The sequence below is a fragment of the Halomonas sp. 18071143 genome, assembly GCF_019211725.1.
GTDB classification, from domain to species: Bacteria; Pseudomonadota; Gammaproteobacteria; order Pseudomonadales; family Halomonadaceae; genus Vreelandella; species Vreelandella stevensii.
Map to the genome: position 1 here is coordinate 2,145,914 of NZ_CP078120.1, position 23,649 is coordinate 2,169,562.

19 protein-coding genes and 1 pseudogene are annotated in these 23,649 nt (G+C 60.0%); 8 read left to right on the plus strand and 12 right to left on the minus strand.

Annotated elements, in window-relative coordinates; genetic code table 11:
- Positions 1 to 34: 34 nt before the first annotated feature.
- Complete coding sequence (locus KVY02_RS10025) at positions 35 to 946, plus strand: LysR family transcriptional regulator (RefSeq protein ID WP_016914119.1); 912 nt, start codon at positions 35 to 37, stop codon at positions 944 to 946.
- Positions 947 to 956: 10 nt separating this feature from the next.
- Positions 957 to 2,261 (plus strand): Xaa-Pro dipeptidase, encoded by a 1,305-nt coding sequence (pepQ, locus tag KVY02_RS10030; RefSeq protein WP_218313465.1) that lies wholly within the window; start codon positions 957 to 959, stop codon positions 2,259 to 2,261.
- An 82-nt stretch (positions 2,262 to 2,343) separates the two neighbouring features.
- Here pepQ and KVY02_RS10035 read toward each other — a convergent pair whose 3' ends face one another.
- From KVY02_RS10035 to KVY02_RS10055, 5 genes are all read right to left on the minus strand, one after another.
- Positions 2,344 to 2,955 carry an OmpW/AlkL family protein gene (locus KVY02_RS10035; RefSeq protein WP_218313466.1) on the minus strand — a complete coding sequence of 204 codons (612 nt, stop codon included), beginning with the start codon at positions 2,953 to 2,955 and terminating at the stop codon, positions 2,344 to 2,346.
- Between the two features lie 567 nt (positions 2,956 to 3,522).
- A complete protein-coding gene (locus tag KVY02_RS10040; RefSeq protein WP_218313467.1) occupies positions 3,523 to 5,190 on the minus strand; it encodes a diguanylate cyclase in 1,668 nt (555 codons plus the stop codon).
- Entirely contained in the window at positions 5,177 to 5,569 is a 393-nt protein-coding gene (locus tag KVY02_RS10045) for a response regulator (protein ID WP_218313468.1), read from the minus strand. Before KVY02_RS10045 ends, KVY02_RS10040 begins: the two co-directional genes overlap by 14 nt.
- Positions 5,566 to 8,754 carry a response regulator gene (locus tag KVY02_RS10050; RefSeq protein ID WP_218313469.1) on the minus strand — a complete coding sequence of 1,063 codons (3,189 nt, stop codon included), beginning with the start codon at positions 8,752 to 8,754 and terminating at the stop codon, positions 5,566 to 5,568. Before KVY02_RS10050 ends, KVY02_RS10045 begins: the two co-directional genes overlap by 4 nt.
- Positions 8,741 to 10,474 carry a GAF domain-containing sensor histidine kinase gene (locus KVY02_RS10055; RefSeq protein WP_218313470.1) on the minus strand — a complete coding sequence of 578 codons (1,734 nt, stop codon included), beginning with the start codon at positions 10,472 to 10,474 and terminating at the stop codon, positions 8,741 to 8,743. The genes KVY02_RS10050 and KVY02_RS10055 overlap by 14 nt, the downstream gene beginning before the upstream one ends.
- Positions 10,475 to 10,659: 185 nt before the next feature.
- Here KVY02_RS10055 and KVY02_RS10060 point away from each other — a divergent pair, with 185 nt between their 5' ends.
- Entirely contained in the window at positions 10,660 to 11,424 is a 765-nt protein-coding gene (locus tag KVY02_RS10060; protein WP_218313471.1) for an SDR family oxidoreductase, read from the plus strand.
- Positions 11,425 to 11,486: 62 nt separating this feature from the next.
- Here KVY02_RS10060 and KVY02_RS10065 read toward each other — a convergent pair whose 3' ends face one another.
- Positions 11,487 to 12,551: a 2,3-butanediol dehydrogenase gene (locus tag KVY02_RS10065; protein WP_305729921.1), complete on the minus strand. Its 1,065-nt coding sequence runs from the start codon at positions 12,549 to 12,551 to the stop codon at positions 11,487 to 11,489.
- A gap of 15 nt (positions 12,552 to 12,566) precedes the next feature.
- Positions 12,567 to 13,992, minus strand: a pseudogene (locus tag KVY02_RS10070) (NAD(P)-binding domain-containing protein).
- A 288-nt stretch (positions 13,993 to 14,280) separates the two neighbouring features.
- Here KVY02_RS10070 and KVY02_RS10075 point away from each other — a divergent pair.
- Positions 14,281 to 16,260 carry a sigma-54-dependent Fis family transcriptional regulator gene (locus KVY02_RS10075; RefSeq protein WP_218313472.1) on the plus strand — a complete coding sequence of 660 codons (1,980 nt, stop codon included), beginning with the start codon at positions 14,281 to 14,283 and terminating at the stop codon, positions 16,258 to 16,260.
- 28 nt (positions 16,261 to 16,288) lie between these two features.
- On the opposite strand, the gene KVY02_RS10080 is transcribed toward KVY02_RS10075, so the two are convergent.
- Together KVY02_RS10080 and KVY02_RS10085 are read right to left on the minus strand one after the other, a co-directional pair.
- Entirely contained in the window at positions 16,289 to 16,669 is a 381-nt protein-coding gene (locus KVY02_RS10080; RefSeq protein WP_081138899.1) for a type II toxin-antitoxin system VapC family toxin, read from the minus strand.
- Positions 16,669 to 16,929 carry a type II toxin-antitoxin system Phd/YefM family antitoxin gene (locus tag KVY02_RS10085; RefSeq protein WP_081138897.1) on the minus strand — a complete coding sequence of 87 codons (261 nt, stop codon included), beginning with the start codon at positions 16,927 to 16,929 and terminating at the stop codon, positions 16,669 to 16,671. Before KVY02_RS10085 ends, KVY02_RS10080 begins: the two co-directional genes overlap by 1 nt.
- A 226-nt stretch (positions 16,930 to 17,155) precedes the next feature.
- Here KVY02_RS10085 and KVY02_RS10090 point away from each other — a divergent pair, with 226 nt between their 5' ends.
- Positions 17,156 to 18,010, plus strand: a complete 855-nt coding sequence (locus KVY02_RS10090) for an AAA family ATPase (RefSeq protein ID WP_081192867.1) — start codon at positions 17,156 to 17,158, stop codon at positions 18,008 to 18,010.
- 3 nt (positions 18,011 to 18,013) lie between these two features.
- On the plus strand, positions 18,014 to 19,192 hold the full coding sequence (locus KVY02_RS10095) for a vWA domain-containing protein (RefSeq protein WP_218313473.1): 1,179 nt from the start codon (positions 18,014 to 18,016) through the stop codon (positions 19,190 to 19,192).
- 120 nt (positions 19,193 to 19,312) lie between these two features.
- Here the strand turns inward: KVY02_RS10095 and KVY02_RS10100 are convergent, their stop codons facing one another.
- On the minus strand, positions 19,313 to 19,840 hold the full coding sequence (locus tag KVY02_RS10100) for a cytochrome b (protein WP_218313474.1): 528 nt from the start codon (positions 19,838 to 19,840) through the stop codon (positions 19,313 to 19,315).
- Between the two features lie 122 nt (positions 19,841 to 19,962).
- Positions 19,963 to 20,523, minus strand: a complete 561-nt coding sequence (locus tag KVY02_RS10105) for a hypothetical protein (RefSeq protein WP_189463441.1) — start codon at positions 20,521 to 20,523, stop codon at positions 19,963 to 19,965.
- Between the two features lie 174 nt (positions 20,524 to 20,697).
- On the opposite strand from KVY02_RS10105, the gene KVY02_RS10110 reads away from it, so the two are divergent.
- A complete protein-coding gene (locus KVY02_RS10110) occupies positions 20,698 to 21,102 on the plus strand; it encodes a RidA family protein (RefSeq protein ID WP_081192863.1) in 405 nt (134 codons plus the stop codon).
- Positions 21,103 to 21,112: 10 nt separating this feature from the next.
- On the opposite strand, the gene KVY02_RS10115 is transcribed toward KVY02_RS10110, so the two are convergent.
- Complete coding sequence (locus KVY02_RS10115) at positions 21,113 to 22,558, minus strand: cobyric acid synthase (protein ID WP_218313475.1); 1,446 nt, start codon at positions 22,556 to 22,558, stop codon at positions 21,113 to 21,115.
- Between the two features lie 157 nt (positions 22,559 to 22,715).
- Here KVY02_RS10115 and KVY02_RS10120 point away from each other — a divergent pair, with 157 nt between their 5' ends.
- Positions 22,716 to 23,636 (plus strand): glutaminase, encoded by a 921-nt coding sequence (locus tag KVY02_RS10120; protein WP_218313476.1) that lies wholly within the window; start codon positions 22,716 to 22,718, stop codon positions 23,634 to 23,636.
- The last annotated feature ends 13 nt before the right edge of the window (positions 23,637 to 23,649 follow it).

Here is a 23,649-nt window from a genome sequence, read left to right on the forward strand (position 1 = left end):
AGGCCTCACGCGAGGCCGTCTTGCGAGGTAAGGCATGGAAATTCGCTGGCTAGAAGACTTCATTGCCTTGGCCAGAACGCGACACTTCTCCCGCGCTGCCGACGAGCAGCACGTGACACAGCCTACTTTTTCACGGCGCATCAAGCTGCTGGAAGAGGAAATGGGCGTGACGTTGATCAACCGACAGACCCTGCCACTGTCGTTGACCCCAGCGGGAGAAGAGTTCCTGACGCTCTGCGAACAGGTCACCGAGCGCGTGCGCCTCACCAGAGAGCGCGTTCGGGCGATCAGCGCTGGCCAACAGCGCCGCATCATGGTGGCTGCCCCACAAAGTCTGCTGGCCCACTTTTTGCCCGAATGGCTGGCCCAACAGGGTTGGCAAGAGCGTGTGCAGCCCTACTTGCGCGCCACGGGCTGGGTGGCCAGCGACTATTTTCAGGCACTGGCCAGGGCCGAATGTGATCTGGCCATCTGCTACTGGCCCGTGGGCCGCTGCGATCTGGACATCGACACCAGCAGCAGTACCTATCGCGTCATTGGCCAGGAGCGGCTGATACCCGTGACGGGCCTGACCAGCGATGAGTCGCCCTGCACGCAGCTACCTGGCACGCGCCAGCAGCCGGTGCCCTGGCTTGCCTACCCCAAACGCGGGCTGTTGGGTTCGGCGGTCAAGGCACACCTTGCCCGCCTTCCCCATACGACCTACCTGACCGCGCAGAGCGAGAACCTCTACGCCGCAGGCATCAAGGAACTGGTACTGTTGGGCTACGGCATGAGCTGGCTACCCGAACGCAACGTGGCCAGCGAACTGGCTAGCGGCCAACTGGTGCGCGCAGGCGACAGCCGCTGGGACGTGCCCATGGAGTTGAGGCTGTACCGTCACCACCAACACCACCACGCAGAGCTGGACAGCTTATGGAGCGAGCTCCCTCCCCTACGACCCTAAAGGAAACCCCATGTCTGCATCACTGAACGCACGACAGCGTGAGCATATCGCGCATCTTCGCCAGGCTTATAGCCAGTTGCTTGAGCACCATCAGCTGGATTGTCTGGCCATTTACAGCGGCCACGCCCGCTACCATTTTGCCGATGATCACACTACCACCTTTCAGGCCTACGGGCATTTCACCCACTGGGTAGGGTTGGCCGATGTTCAGCACAGCTGGATCGTGGTGCAGCCCGGTCAGCGGCCGCAGCTCTATATCTACGCGCCAGCCGATTTCTGGCACTTGCCCACCCAACTGCCGGAAGAGCCGTGGGTAGCCGAATTCGACGTGCATTTGTGCAGCGACAAGATCACCCCGCCGCTAGCGGGCAACGCAGCCGTGATTGGTGATATCGAGACCCTGGAGAGCGTTTCTGTGCTCGCCAACTCCGCACAGCTGCACCCCGCCGCCCTCGTCCGTGCGTTGGATGAGCTGCGCATGTACAAGACCGCCTATGAGATTGCCTGCCTGAGGGAAGCCAATCGTCTGGCCGTTGCCGGGCATCAGGCCGCCAAGGCGGCGTTTGTGGGCGCCGCCAGCGAGCTGGACATTCAGTTGGCCTACCTGCAAGCCAGCCGACAGCTCGAGTCGGACGTGCCCTACCAGAACATCATCGGGCTCAATCAGCACGCTGGCGTACTGCATTATCAGCATTATGACCTGAGCGCCCCCAGCCAGCGCCACAGCTTGTTGGTGGATGCCGGGCGGCGCTTTCGCGGCTACGCGGCGGACATCACCCGCACCCACGCAGGCCCCGATGCCCCGGCCGCCTTTGGCGAGCTGGTCACTGCCCTGCACCACCTGAAAGATCAATTGATCCAGCACGCCGCGCCCGGCGTGGAGTTTGTGTCGCTCCACGAGCAGATGCATCGCTATCTGGCCGAAATTCTGGTGCAGCACGGGCTGTACGAAGGCAGCGCGGAGAGCGCTATCGAGCTGGGCGTGACCCGAGCGTTCTGCCCCCATGGCTTGGGCCACTCGCTGGGCATCCAGGTGCATGACGTGGCGGGGCTGATGCACCCCGATGGCACGCCAGCGCCGCCGCCACCGCAACATCCGGCGCTACGCCTGACGCGCACGCTGCGCCCCGGCATGGTGGTCACCATCGAACCCGGGCTCTACTTCATTCCCATGCTGCTGGCACCGCTGCGCCAGCAGGGAATTGCCGTCAACTGGGCCACGGTGGACGCTTTGGCCGCCTGCGGTGGTATCCGCATCGAAGACAACATCGTGATCACGGAAAGCGGTTGCGACAACCTGACACAACTACATTAGTGCCAGGTAAGAAAACGCCCGGTTCCAATGAAGGAACCGGGCGTACCTTGGCGATTAACCGCCAGACTTGGAAACGTTAGGCTTAGAAACGGTAGGTAATACCACCGCCGACGGTGACGGGCTCGATATCCACTTCACCGACACGGCCTACGCCCTCCACGTTGATGTCGGAATTGACGTCGGCATAACTGACATAGCCGTTCAGCATGATGTTTTCGGTGACAGCCAAATCAAGTCCTGCCTGACCGATGACGCCATAGCTGCTGTCCACGCTCAGGCCTTCCGGCTCACCCGAGAAACGAGTGTAGTTGAGGCCCACGCCCACATAGGGCTGGACGCGAGAATCCAGGCCACCCATCGGGTAGTAATTGACCAGCAGGTTTACCGGCAGGCGATCAACGCTGCCTACGTCGCCACCCGGGCGCGTGTTGAGGTCATGCTCGAATTTCTCGGAGCTGTTCAGCTCCATACCGATCTTGTCGGTGAACAGGTAACCCGCACCAAAGGTAAAGCCACGGGCGCTTTGCACGTTCAGGTCCGCATCGCCCACGTTGCCGTTGCCGGAACCAGTATCTGTTTGGGCAACACCGCCACGGACGAACACATCACCCGCTTCGTAGGCCATGACGGCTTGGCTGGCCATGAACGCACTGGCAGAAACAACGGCGGCAGTCATCAGTTTTAGCTTGCTCATCAGGGTATCCTCTTGCGTCTTCCTTGGGGTACGTGCCGGAACACACCAGCTATCCTATACAACATATACTATACGAACACTGTTTCCAAATTTCCTGTGAAATTTTATTATAGGTTTTTGGTCTCTGATAGCTTTTTTTAAAGAGGCATACCATTAGGCACGTAGGTGCCCCCACGGTGGGTATCTGGGCAAGTTGCCCCGATACCCACCGTAGCAAAACGACAGGATGACAAACGACAGGCATAAAAAAAGTCCCCCGAAGGGGACCCAGGTGGAGCACGCCAGCTCACTCGTTGTACCGTGCGACAGGTCGCATCGGCATGGCAAAGAAGGGAGAGCTTCGATAATCCGCGGGTCAGGCTAACGGTGAAGACTCTATTCATTTGCCGCTTGCCTAATATATAGCGAGCAACGTGCCAATATTTTATAAAAACATTAAAAACAACATCTTATAAAAATTCCCACCTATTTCTCGTATCATCCTCAGCGCCAGGAAGCGCGGATCGCACCAATGGTGCGCAGGAACTCAGGTTTATGCTTCATAACGACGCTTGACCCCAAACGGTATCAGCTGCACACCTGGTTGCGCCCACCGCGTTTGGCGCGATAGAGCGCTTCGTCGGCCAGCACCAGTAACCGCTCTCTGTCACTCTCTGCCACGTCCAGACTGCATACCATGCCCGCCGAAAGCGTACATGCAAACTCCTGCCCGCCTTGGCTGAAACGCAGGCGCGAAAAGTATTCGCGGACATCCTCCAGACGTTTACGGCCATCTTCGGCACTGCAATGGGGCAGCACCAGCAGGAACTCCTCCCCCCCGTAGCGGCCAATCATGTCGGTTTGTCGCAGACGCTGACGCAGTAGAGTGGCCACCGAGGCAATCACCACATCGCCAATGGCATGCCCATGAGTGTCATTGACCGATTTGAAGTGATCAATATCGACCATGGCCACCACCACAGAGTACGCCTGGCGATAACTTCGCGAGACCTCATTGATTGCGGCACTCTTGATGCTGGCGTGCTTCAGCAGCCCCGTCAGGCTGTCCTTGTTCAGCAAGGCCGACAGCGTACGCGAACGCGCCACGCGTACCCGAATCGAGGCCACCAGCTGCGCGGCCTGGATGGGCTTGGTCAGGAAGTCGTCGGCGCCATGGCTCAGAGCATCCACCTGCTTGCCCAGGTCGGTTTCCGCCGACATGAAAACGATGGGCAGGCTGCTCCACTCATCGTACTGTCGTACCACCGATGCCAGGTCCGGGCCATCGTAGTCGGGCATGTGAACGTCCATCAGCAGCAGCTCGGGACGGAATGAATGCAGCTGATCGAGGATATGGCGAGGGTTGTCGAGTATCCGCACCTCCATGCCCGCGGCTTCCAGCACCAGCTGGTAGTACGCCGCCAGCTGCTGGTCATCATCCACTACCAGAATGCGGGCAGGTGGCGCCTGACGTTCTTGCAGCAGTTGCTCCAGCCGATTCACCAATTGAGGAATGTTGACCGGCTTCAGGAAGTAGCCACGGGCATTGAGCTGGGCAGCGCGCATACGCGCATCAAAGGTGTCACTGTCGCTGATGAACAGAACGGGACATGATAACGCCTGTAATGGCGCCAATTGCCCATCGTTGGTCATGGCATCGACGATGACCATATCAGGCGTGCCCGTCGCCATTTCTTTGTAGGCGTCCATTACTTGAGTAAACAGGCGTACCGAGTAGCTGAAGTTGGTCAACTGCTCCTGAATCCGCCGCCCCAGCTCGCGATCCTCTTCGATCAGCCAGATGGTGGCCGTGGCACTGACTTTTTCAGCGCTGACATCGACCGACATGCCTGGCTGCTTGTTAGGCATCAGCTCCATTTTCATGGCGTGGAGCTGATTATTGACCGCATCGATCAGCGGCAAATCCAGCGGCTGATCGCTCTCTTCCAGCCAGCGTTTGAGGCCGGCTTCCAGGGTGCGCGCCTGCTGGCCGATACCGTCGAACCCAAAGGTACCTGCCGAGCCTGCCAGCTTGTGCAAACGGCGATAAACGTTTTCCAGCACCTCTTCGTGCACCGCCCGCAGGTCAGCGTCGTTGGTCACCATGCCAGGGGTGAGCAGCTGCTGACGAACCTCCTGATGCAGCGCGCTCATGGCGTCACACAGCGAGGTCAGTTCGGTTTTCAAGCTGTGCTGATAATTTTGCCGTAACAGGGCCAGCTTCTGCTCCAGCGATTGGGGATCACTTTTTACCACACGCTTGCTCCCAGAGAGATCGCACCTGGGGTGCCAATGTCATCGGGTCGAAGGGCTTGGCGATCACGCTTTCTGCCCCTAGGGCAATGAGCTGCTCGACTTCATGCGGTTGCACTTTGGCCGTCATGAAAGCGACCGGCACGTTCGCCAACGCCGGACGTTGCCGCAGCGCGGCCAGGGTGGATGGCCCGTCCATGCCAGGCATCATCACATCCAGCAGGATCATATCGGGCGCGAACGCTTCGGCCTCGGCCAGCGCCTGCTCGCCCGACGAGCACACCTTTACCGTCAGTCCCCCCACGACTTCCAGCGCCAGCTGTGCCACCGTTTGAATATCGGGATCATCCTCGACATATAAAACCCGTTCTAGAACACTCATGCCTTACCTTCCATCAGAGCCAGCTGCGTACGTTGTCTAACGGCCTCGAGCAGTTGCTCGGGGCTGATACGCGATTTTAGAAATACCGCCTCGACCCGGTGTTGATCTGCCTCACTGATCGACTGTCCGGATAAAATAATGATGCTCGCCTCCGGTTGCTCCTCACGAATCTGCTCCAGCAGTTCCCAGCCATCCCCATCGGGCAACCCGATATCCAGAATCACGGCATCATAGTGACGCTGGCTCAACGCCCGACGGGCCATGGCCACGTTGATCGCGTGCTCGCAATCCGCGTGAGCCATCAGCATGGTGTTGATGACCGCGTGCAGGTCCGAGTCATCCTCTATATGCAGCAGAGAGAGTCGCGTCGGCTGGGCATGCAGCTTTTCACTCAGCAACGCCAGCAGGTGGTGAACCTGGATAGGCTTGGCCAGCCAGGCAATATCTTCCAGATAGCCCTCCAACGCCACCTGCCCCCGCTCTACCGTGCCGGTCACGATCAATACCGGCGTGTGCTGGGTGGCGTGCTGCTCACGTAGCGCGTGGATGACCTCAAAGCCACTCATGTCAGGCAGCCCGAGATCCACGGTCACCGCACCGTAGCGATGCCGCGCCAATTTCGCCAGCGCAGAAGCGCCATCATAGGCCAGATCGACCCGGTATCCGGCCTCGGTGAGCGTGTCCTTGAGCACCCGAGCCACGGAAGGATCGTCTTCGATCACCAGCAGATTGGCCGTGGTATCGGGCTCACTTTCCCGCCCCACCCCTTCAGAAGGATGCAGCGGCAGAGTGAACCAGAAGCAGCTGCCCTGCCCCTCATGCGACATAAAGCCGATCTCGCCCTCCATATGCTCGACCAGCTCGCGGGTAATAGCGAGCCCAAGGCCCGTTCCCCCCTTGGCACGGGAGTCGGAGGCGTCTACCTGGGCAAATTTAGTGAAGATCCTGGTCTTGAAATTATCGGGTATCCCTGGCCCCTGGTCGGTCACGCTCACCCGAACCTTGTCCGACTGTTTTTCCACCACGATACGGACTTCTCCGCCCTCGGGGGAAAACTTGACGGCGTTCGACAGCAGGTTAGCCAGTACCTGCTGCAACCGCTGGCCATCCACGCGCACCTGACTGTCAGGGTACGGGTTATCCAGCGTCAGCGAGACATGGCGCTCGTGGCGATAGTGGCGATTCTCTTCGATGGCGCTTTCCAGCAGCCGGTGCAGTGGCTGCCATTGCATATCGAATGCCAGCTTGCCTGCGGCAATTTTTTCGATGTCCAGCAGGTCGTTGATCAGGTGGGTCAGACGCTGGCTGTTCTTGTGGGCAATGGTGACCATTTTCATGACCGTTTCCGGCACGCTACCCAGAGCCCCGGCCGTCACCATGCCCAAGGCGCCTGAAATCGAGGTCAGCGGTGTACGCAGTTCATGGCTCACCGTGGAGATGAACTCGTTCTTCATCTGTTCGATGCGCTTGGATTCGGAAATGTCTTCGGCAATGCCGAGGAACCCGGTAATACCGCCCTGCTGGTCACGTATGGCGGTCACCACCAGCTTCACCGGCAGGCGGTCTCCCGAGCGGGTGATATATAGCCACTCCTTACCGTCGCGCTTGTCCATGGCAGCGCGGTGCGTAAATACGTCAAAAGGTGCCAGTGAAATACCCAGGCTATGGCTGAGCTCCTGCAAGCGCTGTTCTACCTCGTCGGCGTCATGAAACAGCAGCGGCGTGTTCAGCCCCACTACCTCACTGGCTACGTAGCCCAGCATGTTTTCAGCACCACGGTTGAACAGCGTGATCTTGCCCTGGGGGTCCGTGGCAATGACAGCGAAATCTTCCGCGGCATCCAGCACCGAACTCAGCATGTCGTTGCTGCTCGCCAGCGCCTTCGTTCGCTGCTCTACTTCGGCTTCCAGGTTGCTTTGCGAATCTCGCAACTGCTTGAAGGCACCGCTCAGCTCTTGGCTCATCTCTCCCAGCAGTCTCGAAAGGGTGTGAAACTCATCGATACGACTGCGTGGCAGCGTCGGTACGTTGCCGCTGGCAATAGAGGAACTAAGGGTCTTGCCCGCCTTGGCCAGTTGCAGCAGTGGCTGACTGATCAAACGGCTGAGCAATTCGGCCAACACAACCCCCACGACGATGACCGCTCCCAGCATCATGAACAGCACGATACGGTAGGCCTCCATGACACGTACCGTGGGCAGTGCGGCGGTTTCGAGCACGACGCGATCGGCCTCTGTATCTCCCTGGAGTGGCACGTCCAGCACATAGTGGCCTTGCGAAAACCGCCACGCCGGCGTTTCCAACCGCCCCGGCAACCACATGGAGATACGCTCATTGATCGGCCTTAGCTCATCACCGAGCTGCAGGTCGAGTGACCTCAAGATACCCACTTGGCCAAGCAAACGCCCACTGGCATCCAGCACGCCGATGTCGACACCACTGGAGCCTCGCACCCGATTGAGATGGTAGGCGATGCGTTGCTCGGCCTCAGGCTCTGCCAACCTCTCCTGAAGCTCATTGGCATGGGAAGTCAGCGTCTGCTCGACGAACCCCTCCTGGGCCTGGCGCATCGAGTACCCTTCATACAGCACCAGTGGAATTCCCGTCAACAGGGTGACCGATAGCAAGGCGCAGAACAGTAGGTGGCGCAGCGCCAGCAGTGGCGCGGCCGTAGGCAGCCAAGGCCGTTTGGACAAGCCACTCAGGACCAGAATCACGCTGGCGATGACCGTGTTCAGAACACCATTGACGGCTTGCTTCAAATAGACCAGCTGCGTTAGCTCTTCGGACCAGCCCAACAGGTAGGGGAAAAAGATGAAACCGATAGGCGCCGCCACCACGGTCCAGAAAATCAGACTCGCAATGATCAGGTTTTTGACGACATGACGATAAAGCAGTGACACCACGACGGCTTCGAGAATGAAAATCGCCACGGTGACCGGGTTTTCCCAGAACACATAGGTATAAGCCCCAGCCAGCGTGCCAATCAGAATAGCGGGCCAGGTGCCTAGCCAGGCAATGGCCAGCATCACGGCCACAGAACCGAACACGAAGTAGACGTTGAACAGCACTGATAGCTGAAGCATGTTGCCAATAATGCCAGCCATCAACAGTGCCACTAACAGCCCCAAACCTGCATTACGAGAAACACCGCTAGACCAGCGTAATTGATTAGTGAAGCGCACGACCCTGCTCCTCTCCCCAAGGAAACGAGATGTAAAACGTGCTGCCCTGCCCTTGGTGAGAGGTAAAACCGATGCTACCGCCCATATGCTCGGTGATCGCCTTGCAAATCGAAAGTCCCAAACCCGTACCTCCCTTAACGCGCCGGTCACTGGAATCTGCCTGCGAGAATTTCTGAAAAACCCTCGGCTTGAAATCGTCAGGAATACCGCAACCCGTATCCTGAACGTTGATTCGCACGCTTTTATCATGCTCCTCACAAAATATAGTGACGCGCCCGCCAGATAAAGAAAATTTAGCAGCGTTGGAGAGCAAATGTGTCATGACCTGCTGAAATCGCAGCGTATCCACCTTGATCCAATGCTCCTGCATCAAGGGTTCCACGACCAGCGTCACGTCATACTCCGCCGCGCAGGACCGATTTTCATCAACAGCCGCGTTCAGCAATACGCTCAGGGGTTGCGGCTGACACACAAAATGCAGCTTGCCTGCCAGCAGCTTATCAATATCCAGTAGATCATTGATCAAGCGCGCCAGACGTTCACCGTTTTTCAGTGCCAGCGCCAGCATCTGCTGTGTATGCTGGGGGAGTGCGCCCGTGGCGCCTGCCATGACCAGTTTGATGCTGCCGGTCATGGCCGTCAGCGGTGTGCGCAGCTCATGGCTAACGGTGGAGACGAATTCACTTTTCATGGCCTCGACACGCTGGCGGTCCAGAGTGGCCCCTATCCAGCGGCTGAGCAGTTTCAGGAACAGCTCGTCGGTTTTGGCAAACGCCTGCGCCCGAGGTGCCGCCGATGAAAAGCTGACGGTTCCAAAGACCTGTTCACTCAAGTGAATGGCGCTGCCAATATAAGCCTCAAAACCAAATGCGTTGTAACAGGGGTGGTGTCGGGCGCTACTCTGCCCTGCATGCTCGATGGTCAACACGCCCGGCTGCGCTAACGTCATGTCACAGTACGTGTTGGCCAGCGGCAGGCACTGACCCGAGCTCAGCGGCACGTGCTGAGGAGCCTGCAGCGCCACCACCTCGAACACGCCCTGCTCGATACGGCTGACGATACCTATCTGCATGCCCAGGTGGTCGCACCCCAGCGCCAGGCTGGCGTGGAGCTGTTCTGAAATATTCAAGGCAGACGATGTGCTTATCTCGTTAAGCGCCGCCAATGCGCTGACCATTCGGCGCTGCTCCTGCTCGGCCTGCTGAAGGCGCTCGCGAGCACGACGGATGGCCGCCAGCTCCTGCTCCATGGCCTTACGGTTGATCTCTTCCTCTACGCATGCCGCCAGGTCGATCAGTGCCTGGCGCTCGACAAGAGACAAGCGGCGGGGCTCGGGATGAATGATGCACAGCGTCCCCACGCGAAATCCGCTGGACGTGGTGAGTGGCACACCGGCATAGAAACGTATTCCGCCGCGTGTGGTCACCAGCACGTTCTGGCGAAAACGTGGATCCAGGCTCGCATCTGCCACTTCAAAAATGCCGTCAGTCTGAATGGCGTGGGCACAAAAGGACTCTTCTCGACAGGTTTGTGTCAGCGCAAGTCCTTGGCGGGACTTGAACCACTGCCGCTCCTCGTCCACCAGTGAGACGAGCGCGATATCGACCCCAAATAACTGAATGGCAAGCCGCGTAAAGCGATCAAAGCGCTCTTCGGGTGGCGTATCCAGCAGTGCCAAACCATGCAGTGCCTGAAGCCGCGCCCGCTCACTCTCCCCCATTTTCCACCCCTCAATTGGCTTGCATGCCACCCTGGCCCGGCGCTTACACTATGCTCGATCCCCATCAATACAATTAACTCTATGCATTAAAGTGAACGCTGTCGTTAGCTGTATAGATATTTTACATTTGACCCCGCTAGCGCACGTTTCCCCCACTCACTTGGCCTTCAAGCGGTAAAATCGTCATGATGCAGCGTAAAACAGTGTATGTGACCGGCGGTGCCCAGGGGATTGGTTTGGGCATCGCGGACGAGCTACTCTCCCACGGCCACCAGGTGGCCATCGTCGATATCGATGCAGAGGCGCTGCGCGCTGCGGCGCTGCGACTGAAACAGTACGACCAGCTACTGGTTCTGGAAACTGACGTCAGCCAAGAGGAACACATTGCCCGCACGCTTGAACGCACCGTGCAACACTTTGGCAGGCTGGATGGCATCGTCCATAACGCGGGCATCGCCGACCCGTTTCATGGCACGATCGAACAGCTGACACTGGAAACCTGGCAAGCCTATTTGAATACCAACCTCACCGGCGCGTTCCTGTGCGCCAAGCATGGGGCGGCGCATTTGCGGCCCCATGGAGGCAGTATCGTGCTGATGGCCTCGTCCCGGGCCCTGCAATCCGAGCCCGACACCGAAGCGTATGCGGCCAGCAAAGGCGGCATCGTGGCCCTCACCCATGCGCTTGCCGTGAGCCTTGGCCCGGACATTCGCGTCAACGCCATCAGCCCAGGCTGGATCGAAGTGGGCGACTGGCAAAAGCCCAGCCGCCAGCAGCCGGTGGAGCACCGCGCCATCGATCGTGACCAGCACCCGGCTGGGCGCGTGGGCACGCCCCAAGACATCGCTGCCCTGACGCGCTTTCTGCTGTCCGACGAGGCCGGGTTCATCACCGGTCAGAACATCGTGGCCGACGGCGGCATGACCCGCAAAATGATCTACGCCGAGTAGCGACCCGCTCATGCCAAAAAAGGCCATCCGAAGATGGCCTTTGCGGGTGACGAAAGGCGGCCCTAGGGCGTGACGATGATTTTCACCTGCGCCTTGTCGCTCAACAGCGCCTCGAAGCCCTCTTCGACGATGTTGGCCAGAGGAATACGCTGGGTGACCATGTCTTCGGCCCGGAAATAGCCCCGCTGCATCAACGCCATCACCGCCGGATAGACATGCCGATAGGCAATGATGCCTTTCATGGTGCGCTCCTTGATGACCAGGTCATTGGGCTGGAAGCTGGCGTCCCCCTCCCAAATGCTCACCACCACCACTTCGCCGCCTTCGTGGGTACTGTGCAGCGCCTGGTTGAGCACGGCGGGAATGCCGGTGACTTCGAACGCCACATCGACCCCACCCTCGCTCACTGCGTGCAGCTTCTCCACGGCGTCTTCTTGCTGTGGGTCGACCACGATGGCTCCCAACGCTTCGGCTTTGGCTTTGCGGGATGGCGCGACTTCTATCGCGTAGATCTGCGCAGCCCCGGCGGCCTTGAGGGCCTCGATGGTCATCAGGCCAATCGGCCCGGCGCCGAACACCGCAGCACTATCCCCGGCCTTCAGGCTGCTCTGGCGCACCGCATGCAGCGCCACGGCGGCGGGTTCTACCAGGGCCCCCTGCTCGAAGCTCAGGTCATCCGGCAGTTTGTGCACCATGTGCTCGCCCATGACGGTGAACTCGGAAAAGCCACCGCCGCCACCGGAAAGGCCGTGGAAGCCGAGCAGCGGCGTCAGGTTGTAGCGCTCCATCTGGTAAGCGCCATCCTTGTTGGGCGACAGGATCGGCTCGATGGCGACGCGATCCCCCACCTTCACGCGGGTGACTTTTTCACCGACCTCCACCACTTCCCCCGCAAACTCATGGCCCATGATGATGGGCGCCTGTTCGCCGCTGATGGGGTGCGGCTTGCCCACCGGGATGAAAATCGGCCCGGCGGCGTATTCATGCAAATCGCTGCCGCAGATCCCACAGGCGGCTACTTTCACCTTCACCGAGTGAGGGTCGTTAATCGCTGGCACCGGCACCTGCTCCACGCGAAGATCCCTGGCCGCATACCATACCGCTGCTTGCATATTGGTTTGACTCATATCTAGCCCTTCCTATCAAGACACATGATGTACCGGCTGAAGCCCGTACACGGGGGTTTCCAGACCTTCCATACGCGCTTTCAACTGCAGCGCCAGGTAGTGCGAGTAGTGCCGCCCAGCCATTCATCGAGCCATAGCCCGTGGCGTATACGATAAACGCCGCATCACGCTGCTTGATGGCGGCGAAGGCTGGCCGCTGGAAATCGGGCAGCACCTTGTAGGGAATCGACGCAAACAGCAGGTCAGCCTTGTCATGGGTCAGGCCACCCGCCACCGCATTTTCCGAATAGAGCGGCCCCAGCACCTCTTCCATCAACGAGTCCGACTTGACGATATGCGTCGAAGAGCGCTGAAGCATAGTGACATCGGCATCGTGCTCCCAGAGAGCCGCCGCAATGTCGTGGGCCGAGTTGTTCGACCCCACGATCACGCACTTTTTACCGGCGTAGGCGTCTGGCCCCGGATGCTGGCTGGAGTGCTGTTGCTCGCCTTCGAAATACTCCGCGCCCGGAAATTTGGGGATGTTAGGCATGCCCGACATGCCGGTGGCCATCACCAGCTGTTTCGGACGTAGCGTGATCTGCTCACCGTTGCGCTTGACGTTCACCACCCACTCGCCTGCAGCTTCATCGAAGCGTGCATTATCGCAGGTGGTGGAACTCCAATAGTTGAGCTCCATCACTTTTGTGTACATTTCCAGCCAGTCGCCCACTTTGTCTTTCGGGGCAAACACCGGCCAGTTGTCGGGAAACGGAATATAGGGCAGGTGGTCGTACCACACCGGGTCATGCAGGCAGAGGGATTTATAGCGCTTGCGCCAGGAGTCCCCCGCGCGTTCGTTACGCTCGATGATGAGGGTAGGCACGCCCATCTGCTTTAGCCGCGCCCCCAGGCCAATGCCGCCTTGTCCTCCTCCGATGATCACGCAGTAGGGCTGGCGCGTATAGCCCAGCTCAGCCTCTTCACGCTCGCGGGCTTCCAGCCAGGTTTCGCGCTGTTTGTTGGCGCCATGCTCGGCCCCTTTGGGGCGGTGGTGGTTACGCGGTTCGGGAAAATCATCCAGCGCCTGCAGGGTGGTGAGCAGCGTCCAACACTTGCCGTTCTTCAACCGCAGGTAGCCTTTGCCGCTGGCAATGGCCGTTTTAAACGTGAACCACGCCTCCACGGTATCGCCGTTCTCACTGGCGTCGCCGTCTATCTGCCACTGGCCAGGCCGGGTATTCGCCAGGGTGGCCTCCAGCATCGCCTGAATCTCCTGTTTGCCTTCGCAGGTTTTGAGATTCCAGGTAAAGGATAAAAAGTCGCGCCAATAGCACTCGTCGTTGAACAGCGTTAATACGCGCTGAATATCCTGCGCCTGCAGCGCGTCATCCAGGGCCTGCAGCCATGCCTGAACGGAGGTGGTGGCGTTAGAGGGTGTACTTGCCTCGGTGTGAGTCATCGCGGGTACTCCAGAGTCGTTGTTATTGTTGAGCTGTCGATAAGACACCCAACCCTAAGCACCCGCCGTGCCAAACGCTCAAAACCGGTAATAAATGACTGAAAAACATCATCAATCAAGCATCTTCGAAGCGCTATAAAACCGTGCCAACCGCGTACAGCTGTCACGCCTTGTGTACGCGCCACGTTACAGGTGTAACGCGCGACTAACGGCGTAATACGCCCTCGTTGACACCCACCACAAAGCGCATAGGCTGGAGACACAACAAGAATTTTGTGTGGATACGCCATGCCAACGCCATCACTGCCACCGACCCGCCTGGCCCCGATGCAGCGCCAGCACATCGAACACATCTTTCAGCTCGGCGAAGGGCTGGATGTGCCCCAGCTACCGGCGCAGGCCACTATCCGCCGCTCCTGGCTGCGCTGCTTGAACGAGTATCGGCTCGACCCCACGCAGCCCCGCCCTGCCCGAGTGGTGCCCCAGCAAACACTGCTCGAGCATCGCGAATCCGTCGATGAACTGCTGCACGTTGCCCGAGCCGGGGTCGACCAGCTCTACGGACAAATCGCCCAGCTCGGCTACGTGCTGTTGCTCACCGACCACCGGGGCATTACCGTCGAGTTTCGCGGCAACCCAAGCCAAGACCAGCAGCTACGCAAGGCGGGCCTCTATTTGGGTGCCGACTGGGACGAGCGCTTCGCGGGCACCTGTGCGGTGGGCACCTGCCTGCACGACCGCCAGGCGATCATTTGCCACCGTCAGGAGCACTTCGACGCCACGCATATTTCACTCACCTGCACCGCTGCCCCCATCGCCGACCCGCAGGGCAACGTCATGGCCGTGCTGGACATTTCAGCGCTCCACTCACCGGCCCAGCACGAAAGCCAGAACTTCAGCCTCTCGCTGGTCACCCTTTACGCCCGCATGATCGAAGATGCCTACTTCTTGCAGCGCTACCGCGACTGCCTGATGGTGCGCCTGGATACCTCGCGGGAATTCGTGCATGTCAACGGGCGCGGTCTCATCGCCATGGAAGAGAACGGCCAAGTGATTGCCGCCAACGCCGTGGGCCGCGAGCTGATCAGTGCGCACCAGCGCCGCTGGCCGCCCTGGTCAAGCCATCACGCCCCCATGCTGGGTGAACTGTTCGAGTGCGACATGGCCGACGTACTGAGCATCAATGGCGCCAGCGACGACCAACTGCGAGCGTTTCGTGCCCGTGCCAGCAATACCATCTATTTTCTCAGCCTGCTGGAGCCAAAACGGCCCCGCCGAGAGGCAGCAGAGCGCTCCCAGACTCCCTTGGCCGCGCCGTTGGCACGGCTGGGTGGCGACGACCCCGCCATGCGCAAAGTCCAGAAGCTTGCCGATCGGTTGCGCAATGAGGTCAGCGTCAACGTGTTGATCACCGGCGAAACAGGCGCCGGCAAGGAAGTCGTGGCGAGAGCCCTGCACGACAGCGGACACCGGGCCAACGGCCCCTTCGTGGCGGTGAACTGTGCGGCCATTCCCGAAGCCCTGATCGAAAGCGAGCTGTTTGGCTACGAACCCGGCGCCTTTACCGGCGGCCGAGCCAAAGGCATGCGCGGGCTGATCCCCCAGGCCCATGGCGGCACCCTGTTTCTGGATGAGATCGGCGACATGCCGCTGGCGCTGCAAACCCGCCTGCTGCGGGTACTGGCCGAGCGCGAAGTGATGCCGCTGGGGGCGAATAAACCCGAAAAAGTCGATATTCGGGTCATTTCCGCCACCCACCGCCATATCGACGCCATGATTGCCCAGGGTGAGTTCCGCGAAGACCTTTATTACCGCCTGAACGGCGCCCAGCTCAGCCTGCCCGCCCTGCGTGAGCGAGCCGACCGGCTCTTCGTGATTCGTCAGGTGTTCGATGAGGTCGTCAACGAGCGCCAGGGGGCGCACACGCCCCGCCTGAGAGCCGATGCCATCAGCGCCCTGCTGGCCTACACTTGGCCTGGTAATATCCGCCAACTAAAAAATGCACTGGCGTTTGCCTTGGCCACCTCAGAAAGCGAGGAAATCACAGTTTATGATTTACCCGAGCAGTGCCTAAGCCAACGCATCACGCGGCAAGCACCTCCCCTGACGGCAGTCGCTGGTAGCGACAGCGATCACACACTGCTGGAAACACTCAAGGAGCAGCACTGGAACATTAGCGCCGTGGCTCGTCTGCTTGGGGTCTCGAGGCCTACCGTATACCGGAAGATGCAGCAGCAAGGCATAGTGCCGCCGAACTGGCAGGGGTGATATGTTGTTCAGCGACCGACTGAGCCATTTAACCTGGACGAAAGATGTCTAAATCCAACCCATCAATATGTCGGTAATGGCGATCATTGGCGGTTAGCAAGGGAGCCCCCAGTTCCATGGCCGTTGCGGCAATAAGTGCATCTGCCATTTGCATGTTATGGCTGAGTGCGTAGCTTTCGACCAGAAACGTGGCACGCGCCGAGACGCCTTCGTCCAAATGAACTATTTTCGCCTGCCAATAGTGTAGCGCTTGGCGCAGTTGGTTGAGTTCTTGCTTGTTGCGCATGCCCTGAACCAACTCCATATAACTCACAGCGGACAACGAAAAACCAGGCAAGTCATCCAGTCGTTCTGCCGCCGCAATATTACCGCGGAGATTCCAGATCAGTACGTCTGTATCGACGAGCATCACTCACTCATCTCGAAGTTACGTGGAGCGCGCAAGCGACGCACTTGTGACTCGACATCGTTGCCATTCGAGCTACCCTGATCCGCCCATAAACCGAAGGCAGGGTTACGCTCCGGGCGCGTTTTCTGGTCGTTCTCAACGACACCGATTAACCGAGCACAAGGCTTACCACGGTAGGTGATGTCGACGGTTTCCCCGCGCTGCGTCGCCGCCAAGAGCGCCCTGGTTTGTAAACGCAGCTGGTTGACGTTGGCATGCATGACGTTGCCCTCTCGTTCCACGCTATCGTTATCTTCTGTTGTAGCGATTATGACAGCTGCGGAGTGATTAAGTTACGCAGATAAGTGTAACTTTTGAGACACCGGCATACCACCCGTCGTAGCCATCGCGGTGTATCCTCTTGGCCTTGAGCACAACCCTCACGTACACTTGTTTGAATTCGTTTACCCTTTTATAAACCCGCTTTCGACAAGCCGAGGCTCTCCCATGGCGTTTGAATCCACTTCTTCTTACATCGCAACCGACGCGCTTAAGCAGGCGGTGAATGCCGCCGTGGTACTCCAGCGCCCGCTGCTCATCAAGGGCGAGCCGGGCACCGGCAAGACGCTGCTGGCCGAAGAGCTGGCGGCTTCGCTGGGCACTCGGCTGATCACCTGGCATATCAAGTCCAGCACCAAGGCAGCCCAGGGGCTCTACGAATACGATGCGGTGAGCCGCCTGCGCGACTCGCAGCTGGGCGTGGAAGGCGTCGAGAACGTCGGCAACTACATCAAGCCCGGCAAGCTCTGGGAAGCCTTCACCGCTGGCGAGCGTGTCGTGCTGTTGATCGACGAAATCGACAAGGCGGACATCGAATTCCCCAACGACCTGCTCCAGGAGCTGGATCGTATGGAGTTTCACGTTTATGAAACCGGCGAGACCATCCGTGCCGAGCAGCGCCCGATCATCGTCATCACGTCCAACAATGAAAAAGAGCTGCCGGACGCCTTCCTGCGCCGCTGCTTCTTCCACTACATCGAGTTCCCCGACCGCGAGACCATGCAGGCCATCGTCGACGTTCACTTTCCCGACATCGCCCCCAGGCTCGCCAGCGAGGCGCTGGAGGTCTTTTTCGACCTGCGCAGCGCTCCAGGGCTGAAGAAGAAGCCTTCCACTTCCGAGCTGGTCGATTGGCTCAAGCTGCTGATGGCCGACGAGCTGGCCCAGGAAGCGCTGTATCATCGCGACCCCGCCAAGGCGCTACCGCCCATGGCCGGCGCGCTGGTCAAGAACGAGCAGGACACCCACCTGCTGGAACGCCTGGCGTTCATGATGCGTCGCCAGAAGAACAGCGGGCGCTAAGCCATGTTCATCGGCTTGTTCGAGACCCTGAAACGCGCAGGCGTACCCGTTTCACTGCGGGAGCTTTTAGACCTTCACGCGGTGGTGGAGCGCAGCGTGGTGTTTGCCGATATGGAGGCGTTCTATCAGGTCGCGCGCACGGTCATGGTGAAGGATGAGCGCCACTTCGACCGCTTCGATCGCGCTTTTGCCGCCTGGTTCAAGGGCATCGAGGACATGGACGCCGCCATCGAAGCGCTGATTCCCGACGAGTGGCTGCGCCGCGAATTCGAGAAACAGCTGACCGATGAAGAGAAAGCCAGGATCGAGTCGCTGGGCGGGTTGGAAGAGCTCATCGAGACCTTCAAGAAGCGCCTGGAAGAGCAGAAAGAGCGCCACGCGGGGGGCAACAAGTGGATTGGCACCGGCGGCACCAGCCCCTTTGGGGCCTACGGCTACAACCCGGAAGGCATTCGAATTGGGCAAGACGGCTCCCGCCACCGCCGCGCCACCAAAGTGTGGGACGAGCGACGCTTTCGCGATTACGACGACTCTCTGGAGCTGGGCACCCGCAACATCAAAATGGCCCTGCGACGGCTGCGCAAATTCGCCCGCCAGGGCGCCAGGGACGAGTTCGATGTGGACGGCACCATTCGCGAAACCGCCCGCGATGCCGGGCTGCTCAATATCCAGATGCGCTCGGAGCGCCACAATGCGGTCAAGGTGCTGCTGTTTCTGGACGTGGGCGGCTCCATGGACGACCACATCCGGGTATGCGAAGAGCTCTTTTCTGCGGCGCGCTCCGAGTTCAAGCACCTGGAGCACTACTACTTCCATAACTGCCTCTACGAAGGCGTCTGGAAAAACAACCTGCGCCGTGGCAACGAGCGTATCCCTACCATGGACGTACTGCACACCTACGGCGCGGACTACCAGGTGGTCATCGTCGGCGACGCCGCCATGTCGCCTTACGAGGTCACCCACCGGGGTGGTAGCGTGGAGCACTTCAACGACGAAGCGGGCGGAGTGTGGCTCAAACGGCTGGCCGATAAATTCCCCCGGTTGGCGTGGCTGAACCCCATGCCACCCCGCGCCTGGGAGTACACCTACTCGACCACCCTGATCCGCGAGCTGATCGACGACCGCATGTACCCCATGACCCTGGAGGGGCTGGAAAACGCCATGCGTGACCTGGCCAAGTAGCGGACGTCTATTCACCACGACTATCCGCCTCAACTATTCACCAAAACTGCAGCGCACAAAAAACGGCGTGCCCAGGAGGCACGCCGTTTTTATGGACGCTATGCTGAACGGGCGCGCAGGCTATGCCATGCGGGTCATCAGGCTGTGGCCTGTCAAACGGCGGTGCAACACCGCCATGCCGATATGGCCCAGCACCAGTACCAGCAGTGCCCAGCCAAGCTCACCGTGCAGCAAGCCCCCCAGGTTGATCATCCACTCCACACGCTCACCGCCTCCCGACATCAGCGGCACGCCGAATACCTCCAGCGGCCGCCCCGAGCCGTACTGACGAATCAGCGCAATGGTGGGTACTGCGATCATCACGCCATAAAGCGCCAGATGGCCCAGCTTGGCCATGACGCTCACGGCAGGCGGGCGGCGCGAGGCATTGGCCAACGCCCAGAGCGCCCGCAGTACCACCAGCGTCATCAGCAGCACGCCAACGTTTCGATGAGTGCCCCACAAGAAGCTTTCAATGGCCGTATCTTCCAGCAGCACCCGTGCCCCAGCGCCACTGAATTGCCAAACGAACAGCAGGGCCATGCCCCAGTGCAACGCCCGACTCACCAGGCCGTAACGAGACGTCGAATCCATGATCGCAAGCGCCATGATGCAAATTCCTCATAACTATCACTATTGAGGAAGCCATTTTACCCTGAACTTGACGACGCTTCGTGACAACAACGTGCAAACAGGTTCTCAAACATGGAACACGCCGCTCCACCTGAAGGCTACAAAGACGTCGGGAACTGATTCAAGCCCGCCAGGAAGGCTTCCTTGGCCTGGCCGAAAGCGGCCGCGTCGTGCTTGAAACGACGCAGAATCAACGCCTCGTCCAGCTCCAGGGTGGGCGCCAGCTCATCCACATGGCTGGCAGGATGGCGCGCCACGAGCCCAACGCGCTGGCCCTGCGCCGTGGTCCACCAGCGCTTGAACCCGCACTGCTGGTAGAACGCCTCTTCCTGCTCACTGCTCACCTCGACACGTAGCGGCGCCTTCAGGCTCAGTTCGCTCAGCAGACGGGCCTTGGCCCCTTCCACCAGCTCGCAGGCATGGGTGACGGTCATGCCCTGGCCTTTCTCGTCCAGCACCAGCAGCGCCAGGGCCAGCGGCTTGCCGTTGCCATCCACCCCCGCCAGCAAGCGCGCGCCTTCCTGGGCAAACAGCACGTTCCGAGTACCGGTGAAGACCACCAGCGGCGTCAACCCTGCCGCCTGGCCATAGACTTCAGCACACAATTTGGCCAAACACGCATCCCGCTGGGCACGTTCACTTACATGGACTACCTTCATGACGCCCTCTCGTTGCGTTCATCTACCCCGCCCTTCAATAAGCGCTGGCGGGCTATAAAAGCCCGCCAGCGTAGAGCAAAGCGCGGGGAGACACCAGCCTGTTTCGATGGAACCCAGTGGTTATGGCACAGTCGCACTATGGGCAAGGCATGTTTGTATTGCCAAGGAGAACACATGACACAGTTCATCAACGATCCTACTCTGCCTAAACCCGACTTTCCGGGCAGCCACATGGTAATCGACGACCACTACGCGTTTATCTCTGGCCTTACCGTGGCCGATCTCTCCAATGGCGACGTAGCCCGTGGTGATGTGAAAGAAGAGACCCGTTTGGTGATGCGTGAGCTGGAACGCATGCTGGTGCAGGAAGGCGGTAGCCTCGCGGATGTCGTGAGGGTAGATGTTCACTTGGCGGATCTGAAACAGATTAGCGCTTTGGACAGCGTCTATGCTGACTTCTTTGAACCAGGACGCTACCCCGCACGAACTTGCACCGAATCCCCGCATATCTGCGGTGGCAGCCAGGTAGAAATTACCCTGATGGCCAAGCGGGCACGCAAAGCAAGCCCAGAAAAGTAAATGTTTGCCTTCACCTCAGCAAGGCCAGTATTGCTTCGATATCCAGGTGCGCCTCCAGCGTATCGGCCAGGCGGTCCAGCGCCTGTTCACGGTGGGCGGTGTAATCGATGCGACTGGCGCTGGCCAGCCCCAAGCGTTCCAGCAAGGCCTGACAGGCATCGGGGTGGTCGAACAACCCGTGCAGGTAGGTCCCCAACACTTGCCCATCTTCGCTGATGGCCCCATCAAAATGGCCGCCCAGGTCGAAGAGCGGGCGCTCCAGCGCCTTGCCCTCACTCACGCCGTGATGGATTTCGTAGCCGCTCACCGCCACCTGGCTACCGGCCAGCACTCCGTGCACGTTGCGCAGTTGCTTGGCCGGGGCCATGCGCGTCGAAAGCGCCAGCCAGCCCAGGCCCGCCACCCGCCCGGCGGTTCCCTCCAGCCCTTCGGGGTCGTCCACCCACTCCCCCAGCATCTGAAAACCGCCGCAAATGCCCAGCACCTTGCCCCCGTAACGCAAGTGCCTGGCAATGGCAGCCTCCCACCCTTGGCGCTTCAGCCAGGCCAGGTCGCTGGCGGTGCTTTTACTGCCCGGCAGGATGATCACATCAGCTGCCGGTATCGGCTGGTCCGGCCCGATAAAGCTCAACGATACCTGCGGGTGCAGGCGCAAGGCATCGAAGTCGGTGTGGTTACTGATGCGTGGCAAGGCAGGCACGATGACATTCAGGGTGTCGCGCTGTTTTTCTGCCTGCACCGTGCCAATGCTGTCTTCGGCATCCAACAGCAGCCCGGGCAGATAGGGCAACGTACCCAGTACCGGCTTGCGGGTGCGCGCCGTCAGCCACTCGAGCCCCGGCTCCAGTAGCCCGATATCGCCCCGAAAACGGTTGATGATGAACCCCCTGGTCCGCGCCTGCTCGCTGTCGCTCAGCAGCGCCAGGGTACCCACCAGCTGGGCAAACACCCCGCCACGGTCGATATCGCCCACCAGCAGTACCGGGCAATCCACGGCTTCGGCAAAGCCCATGTTGGCGATATCCCCCTTGCGCAGGTTGATCTCTGCCGGGCTCCCCGCTCCTTCGGCAATGATCACCTCATGGCGCTGGGACAACGCCTGCCAGGCGGCCATCACACTCGCCTGGGCGGTACGCTTGAAGGCGTGATAATCCAGCGCATCCATATGGCCATGTACCTTGCCCCGCAGGATCACCTGGGCACCCCGGTCCGTTTCCGGCTTGAGCAGCACCGGGTTCATGTCGCTGTGCGGCATCACCCCCGCCGCCTGGGCCTGAAGCGCAGTAGAGCGGCCAATCTCTCCGCCATCGATGGTCACGGCGCTGTTGAGCGCCATGTTCTGGGGCTTGAACGGAGCCACCGAGAACCCCCGGCGCTGCAAAACACGGCACAGCCCCGCCACCACGGTACTTTTGCCTGCATCCGAGGTGGTGCCTTGAATCATCAGTGTGGTCATGGCGTCTTCTCGGCCTACGCAGTTGCTGAATATCCGTCCATTAAATCGCGCGTCCTCAGGCTGCACAAGGTGCGGCGTGGAAGGGCCGGATAACGGGCAGACAGACTGCTCGTTTTCCGCTAGGGTAGCGGCTCTTGAAACGAGCGATGACCCCGAGATGCAAACGCTACTGAACGAGATTGCCGACGAGCTATCCCACGCCACCGAGCGCGGCAAGGTGGCCGACTACATTCCCCAACTGGCCCAGGTCGATCCCAACCAGTTTGCCATCAGCCTGGCCACCGTCGAGGGCGCGCGCTTCTCGGCGGGCTGCGCCGCCACGCCGTTCTCGATTCAGAGTATTTCCAAGGTCTTCACCCTGACCATTGCGCTGGGCAAGCTCGGCGATGCGCTGTGGTCCAACGTCGGCCGCGAACCCTCCGGCGACCCCTTCAACTCCATCGTGCAGCTGGAACACGAGAGCGGTAAACCGCGCAACCCGTTCATCAATGCCGGGGCCATTGCGGTGGTAGACGCCATCATGATGGGCCACGCCCCCAAGGAAACCCTGGCCGAAATATTGAGCTTCGTGCGCTATATCGCCGACGACAACAGCATCTGCTTCGACCATCAGGTCGCCGCCTCGGAAATGCAGTACAAGGACCGCAATGCCTCGCTGGCTCACTTCATGAAAGCCTTTGGGCGGCTGCGCCACGACGTGGACAAAGTGCTTGGCACCTACTTTCACCAGTGCGCCATCGCCATGAGCTGCGAGCAACTGGCCCACGCCGGGCTGTTTCTGGCTTCCGACGGCGTCAACCGCCCCAGCAACCTCCGGGTGGTGTCGCCCCAGCGGGCACGTCGAATCAACTCGTTGATGATGATGTGTGGCCACTACGATGCCTCGGGGGAATTTGCTTTCCGCGTGGGCTTACCGGGCAAGAGCGGCGTGGGCGGCGGCATTCTGGCCATTGCGCCGGGGCGCGGCTCGCTGGCCGTCTGGTCACCGGGGCTGGATAGCTACGGCAACAGCCTTCTGGGGGTGCGCGCCCTGGAGATGTTCGTGCAGCGCACGGGCTGGTCCATATTTGGACATTAGATGGGCCCTAGCC

What these genes read in the sequence shown, in the direction of transcription:
- KVY02_RS10110 (WP_081192863.1), top strand. Translation starts at nt 20,698, where the DNA reads ATGACACAGTTCATCAACGATCCTACTCTGCCTAAACCCGACTTTCCG.
- pepQ (WP_218313465.1), top strand. Translation starts at nt 957, where the DNA reads ATGTCTGCATCACTGAACGCACGACAGCGTGAGCATATCGCGCATCTT.
- KVY02_RS10035 (WP_218313466.1), bottom strand. Translation starts at nt 2,955, where the DNA reads ATGAGCAAGCTAAAACTGATGACTGCCGCCGTTGTTTCTGCCAGTGCG.
- KVY02_RS10075 (WP_218313472.1), top strand. Translation starts at nt 14,281, where the DNA reads ATGCCAACGCCATCACTGCCACCGACCCGCCTGGCCCCGATGCAGCGC.
- KVY02_RS10045 (WP_218313468.1), bottom strand. Translation starts at nt 5,569, where the DNA reads ATGAGTGTTCTAGAACGGGTTTTATATGTCGAGGATGATCCCGATATT.
- KVY02_RS10080 (WP_081138899.1), bottom strand. Translation starts at nt 16,669, where the DNA reads ATGCTCGTCGATACAGACGTACTGATCTGGAATCTCCGCGGTAATATT.
- KVY02_RS10065 (WP_305729921.1), bottom strand. Translation starts at nt 12,551, where the DNA reads ATGAGTCAAACCAATATGCAAGCAGCGGTATGGTATGCGGCCAGGGAT.
- KVY02_RS10055 (WP_218313470.1), bottom strand. Translation starts at nt 10,474, where the DNA reads ATGGGGGAGAGTGAGCGGGCGCGGCTTCAGGCACTGCATGGTTTGGCA.
- KVY02_RS10025 (WP_016914119.1), top strand. Translation starts at nt 35, where the DNA reads ATGGAAATTCGCTGGCTAGAAGACTTCATTGCCTTGGCCAGAACGCGA.
- KVY02_RS10115 (WP_218313475.1), bottom strand. Translation starts at nt 22,558, where the DNA reads ATGACCACACTGATGATTCAAGGCACCACCTCGGATGCAGGCAAAAGT.
- KVY02_RS10090 (WP_081192867.1), top strand. Translation starts at nt 17,156, where the DNA reads ATGGCGTTTGAATCCACTTCTTCTTACATCGCAACCGACGCGCTTAAG.
- KVY02_RS10085 (WP_081138897.1), bottom strand. Translation starts at nt 16,929, where the DNA reads ATGCATGCCAACGTCAACCAGCTGCGTTTACAAACCAGGGCGCTCTTG.
- KVY02_RS10100 (WP_218313474.1), bottom strand. Translation starts at nt 19,840, where the DNA reads ATGGCGCTTGCGATCATGGATTCGACGTCTCGTTACGGCCTGGTGAGT.
- KVY02_RS10095 (WP_218313473.1), top strand. Translation starts at nt 18,014, where the DNA reads ATGTTCATCGGCTTGTTCGAGACCCTGAAACGCGCAGGCGTACCCGTT.
- KVY02_RS10060 (WP_218313471.1), top strand. Translation starts at nt 10,660, where the DNA reads ATGATGCAGCGTAAAACAGTGTATGTGACCGGCGGTGCCCAGGGGATT.
- KVY02_RS10120 (WP_218313476.1), top strand. Translation starts at nt 22,716, where the DNA reads ATGCAAACGCTACTGAACGAGATTGCCGACGAGCTATCCCACGCCACC.
- KVY02_RS10105 (WP_189463441.1), bottom strand. Translation starts at nt 20,523, where the DNA reads ATGAAGGTAGTCCATGTAAGTGAACGTGCCCAGCGGGATGCGTGTTTG.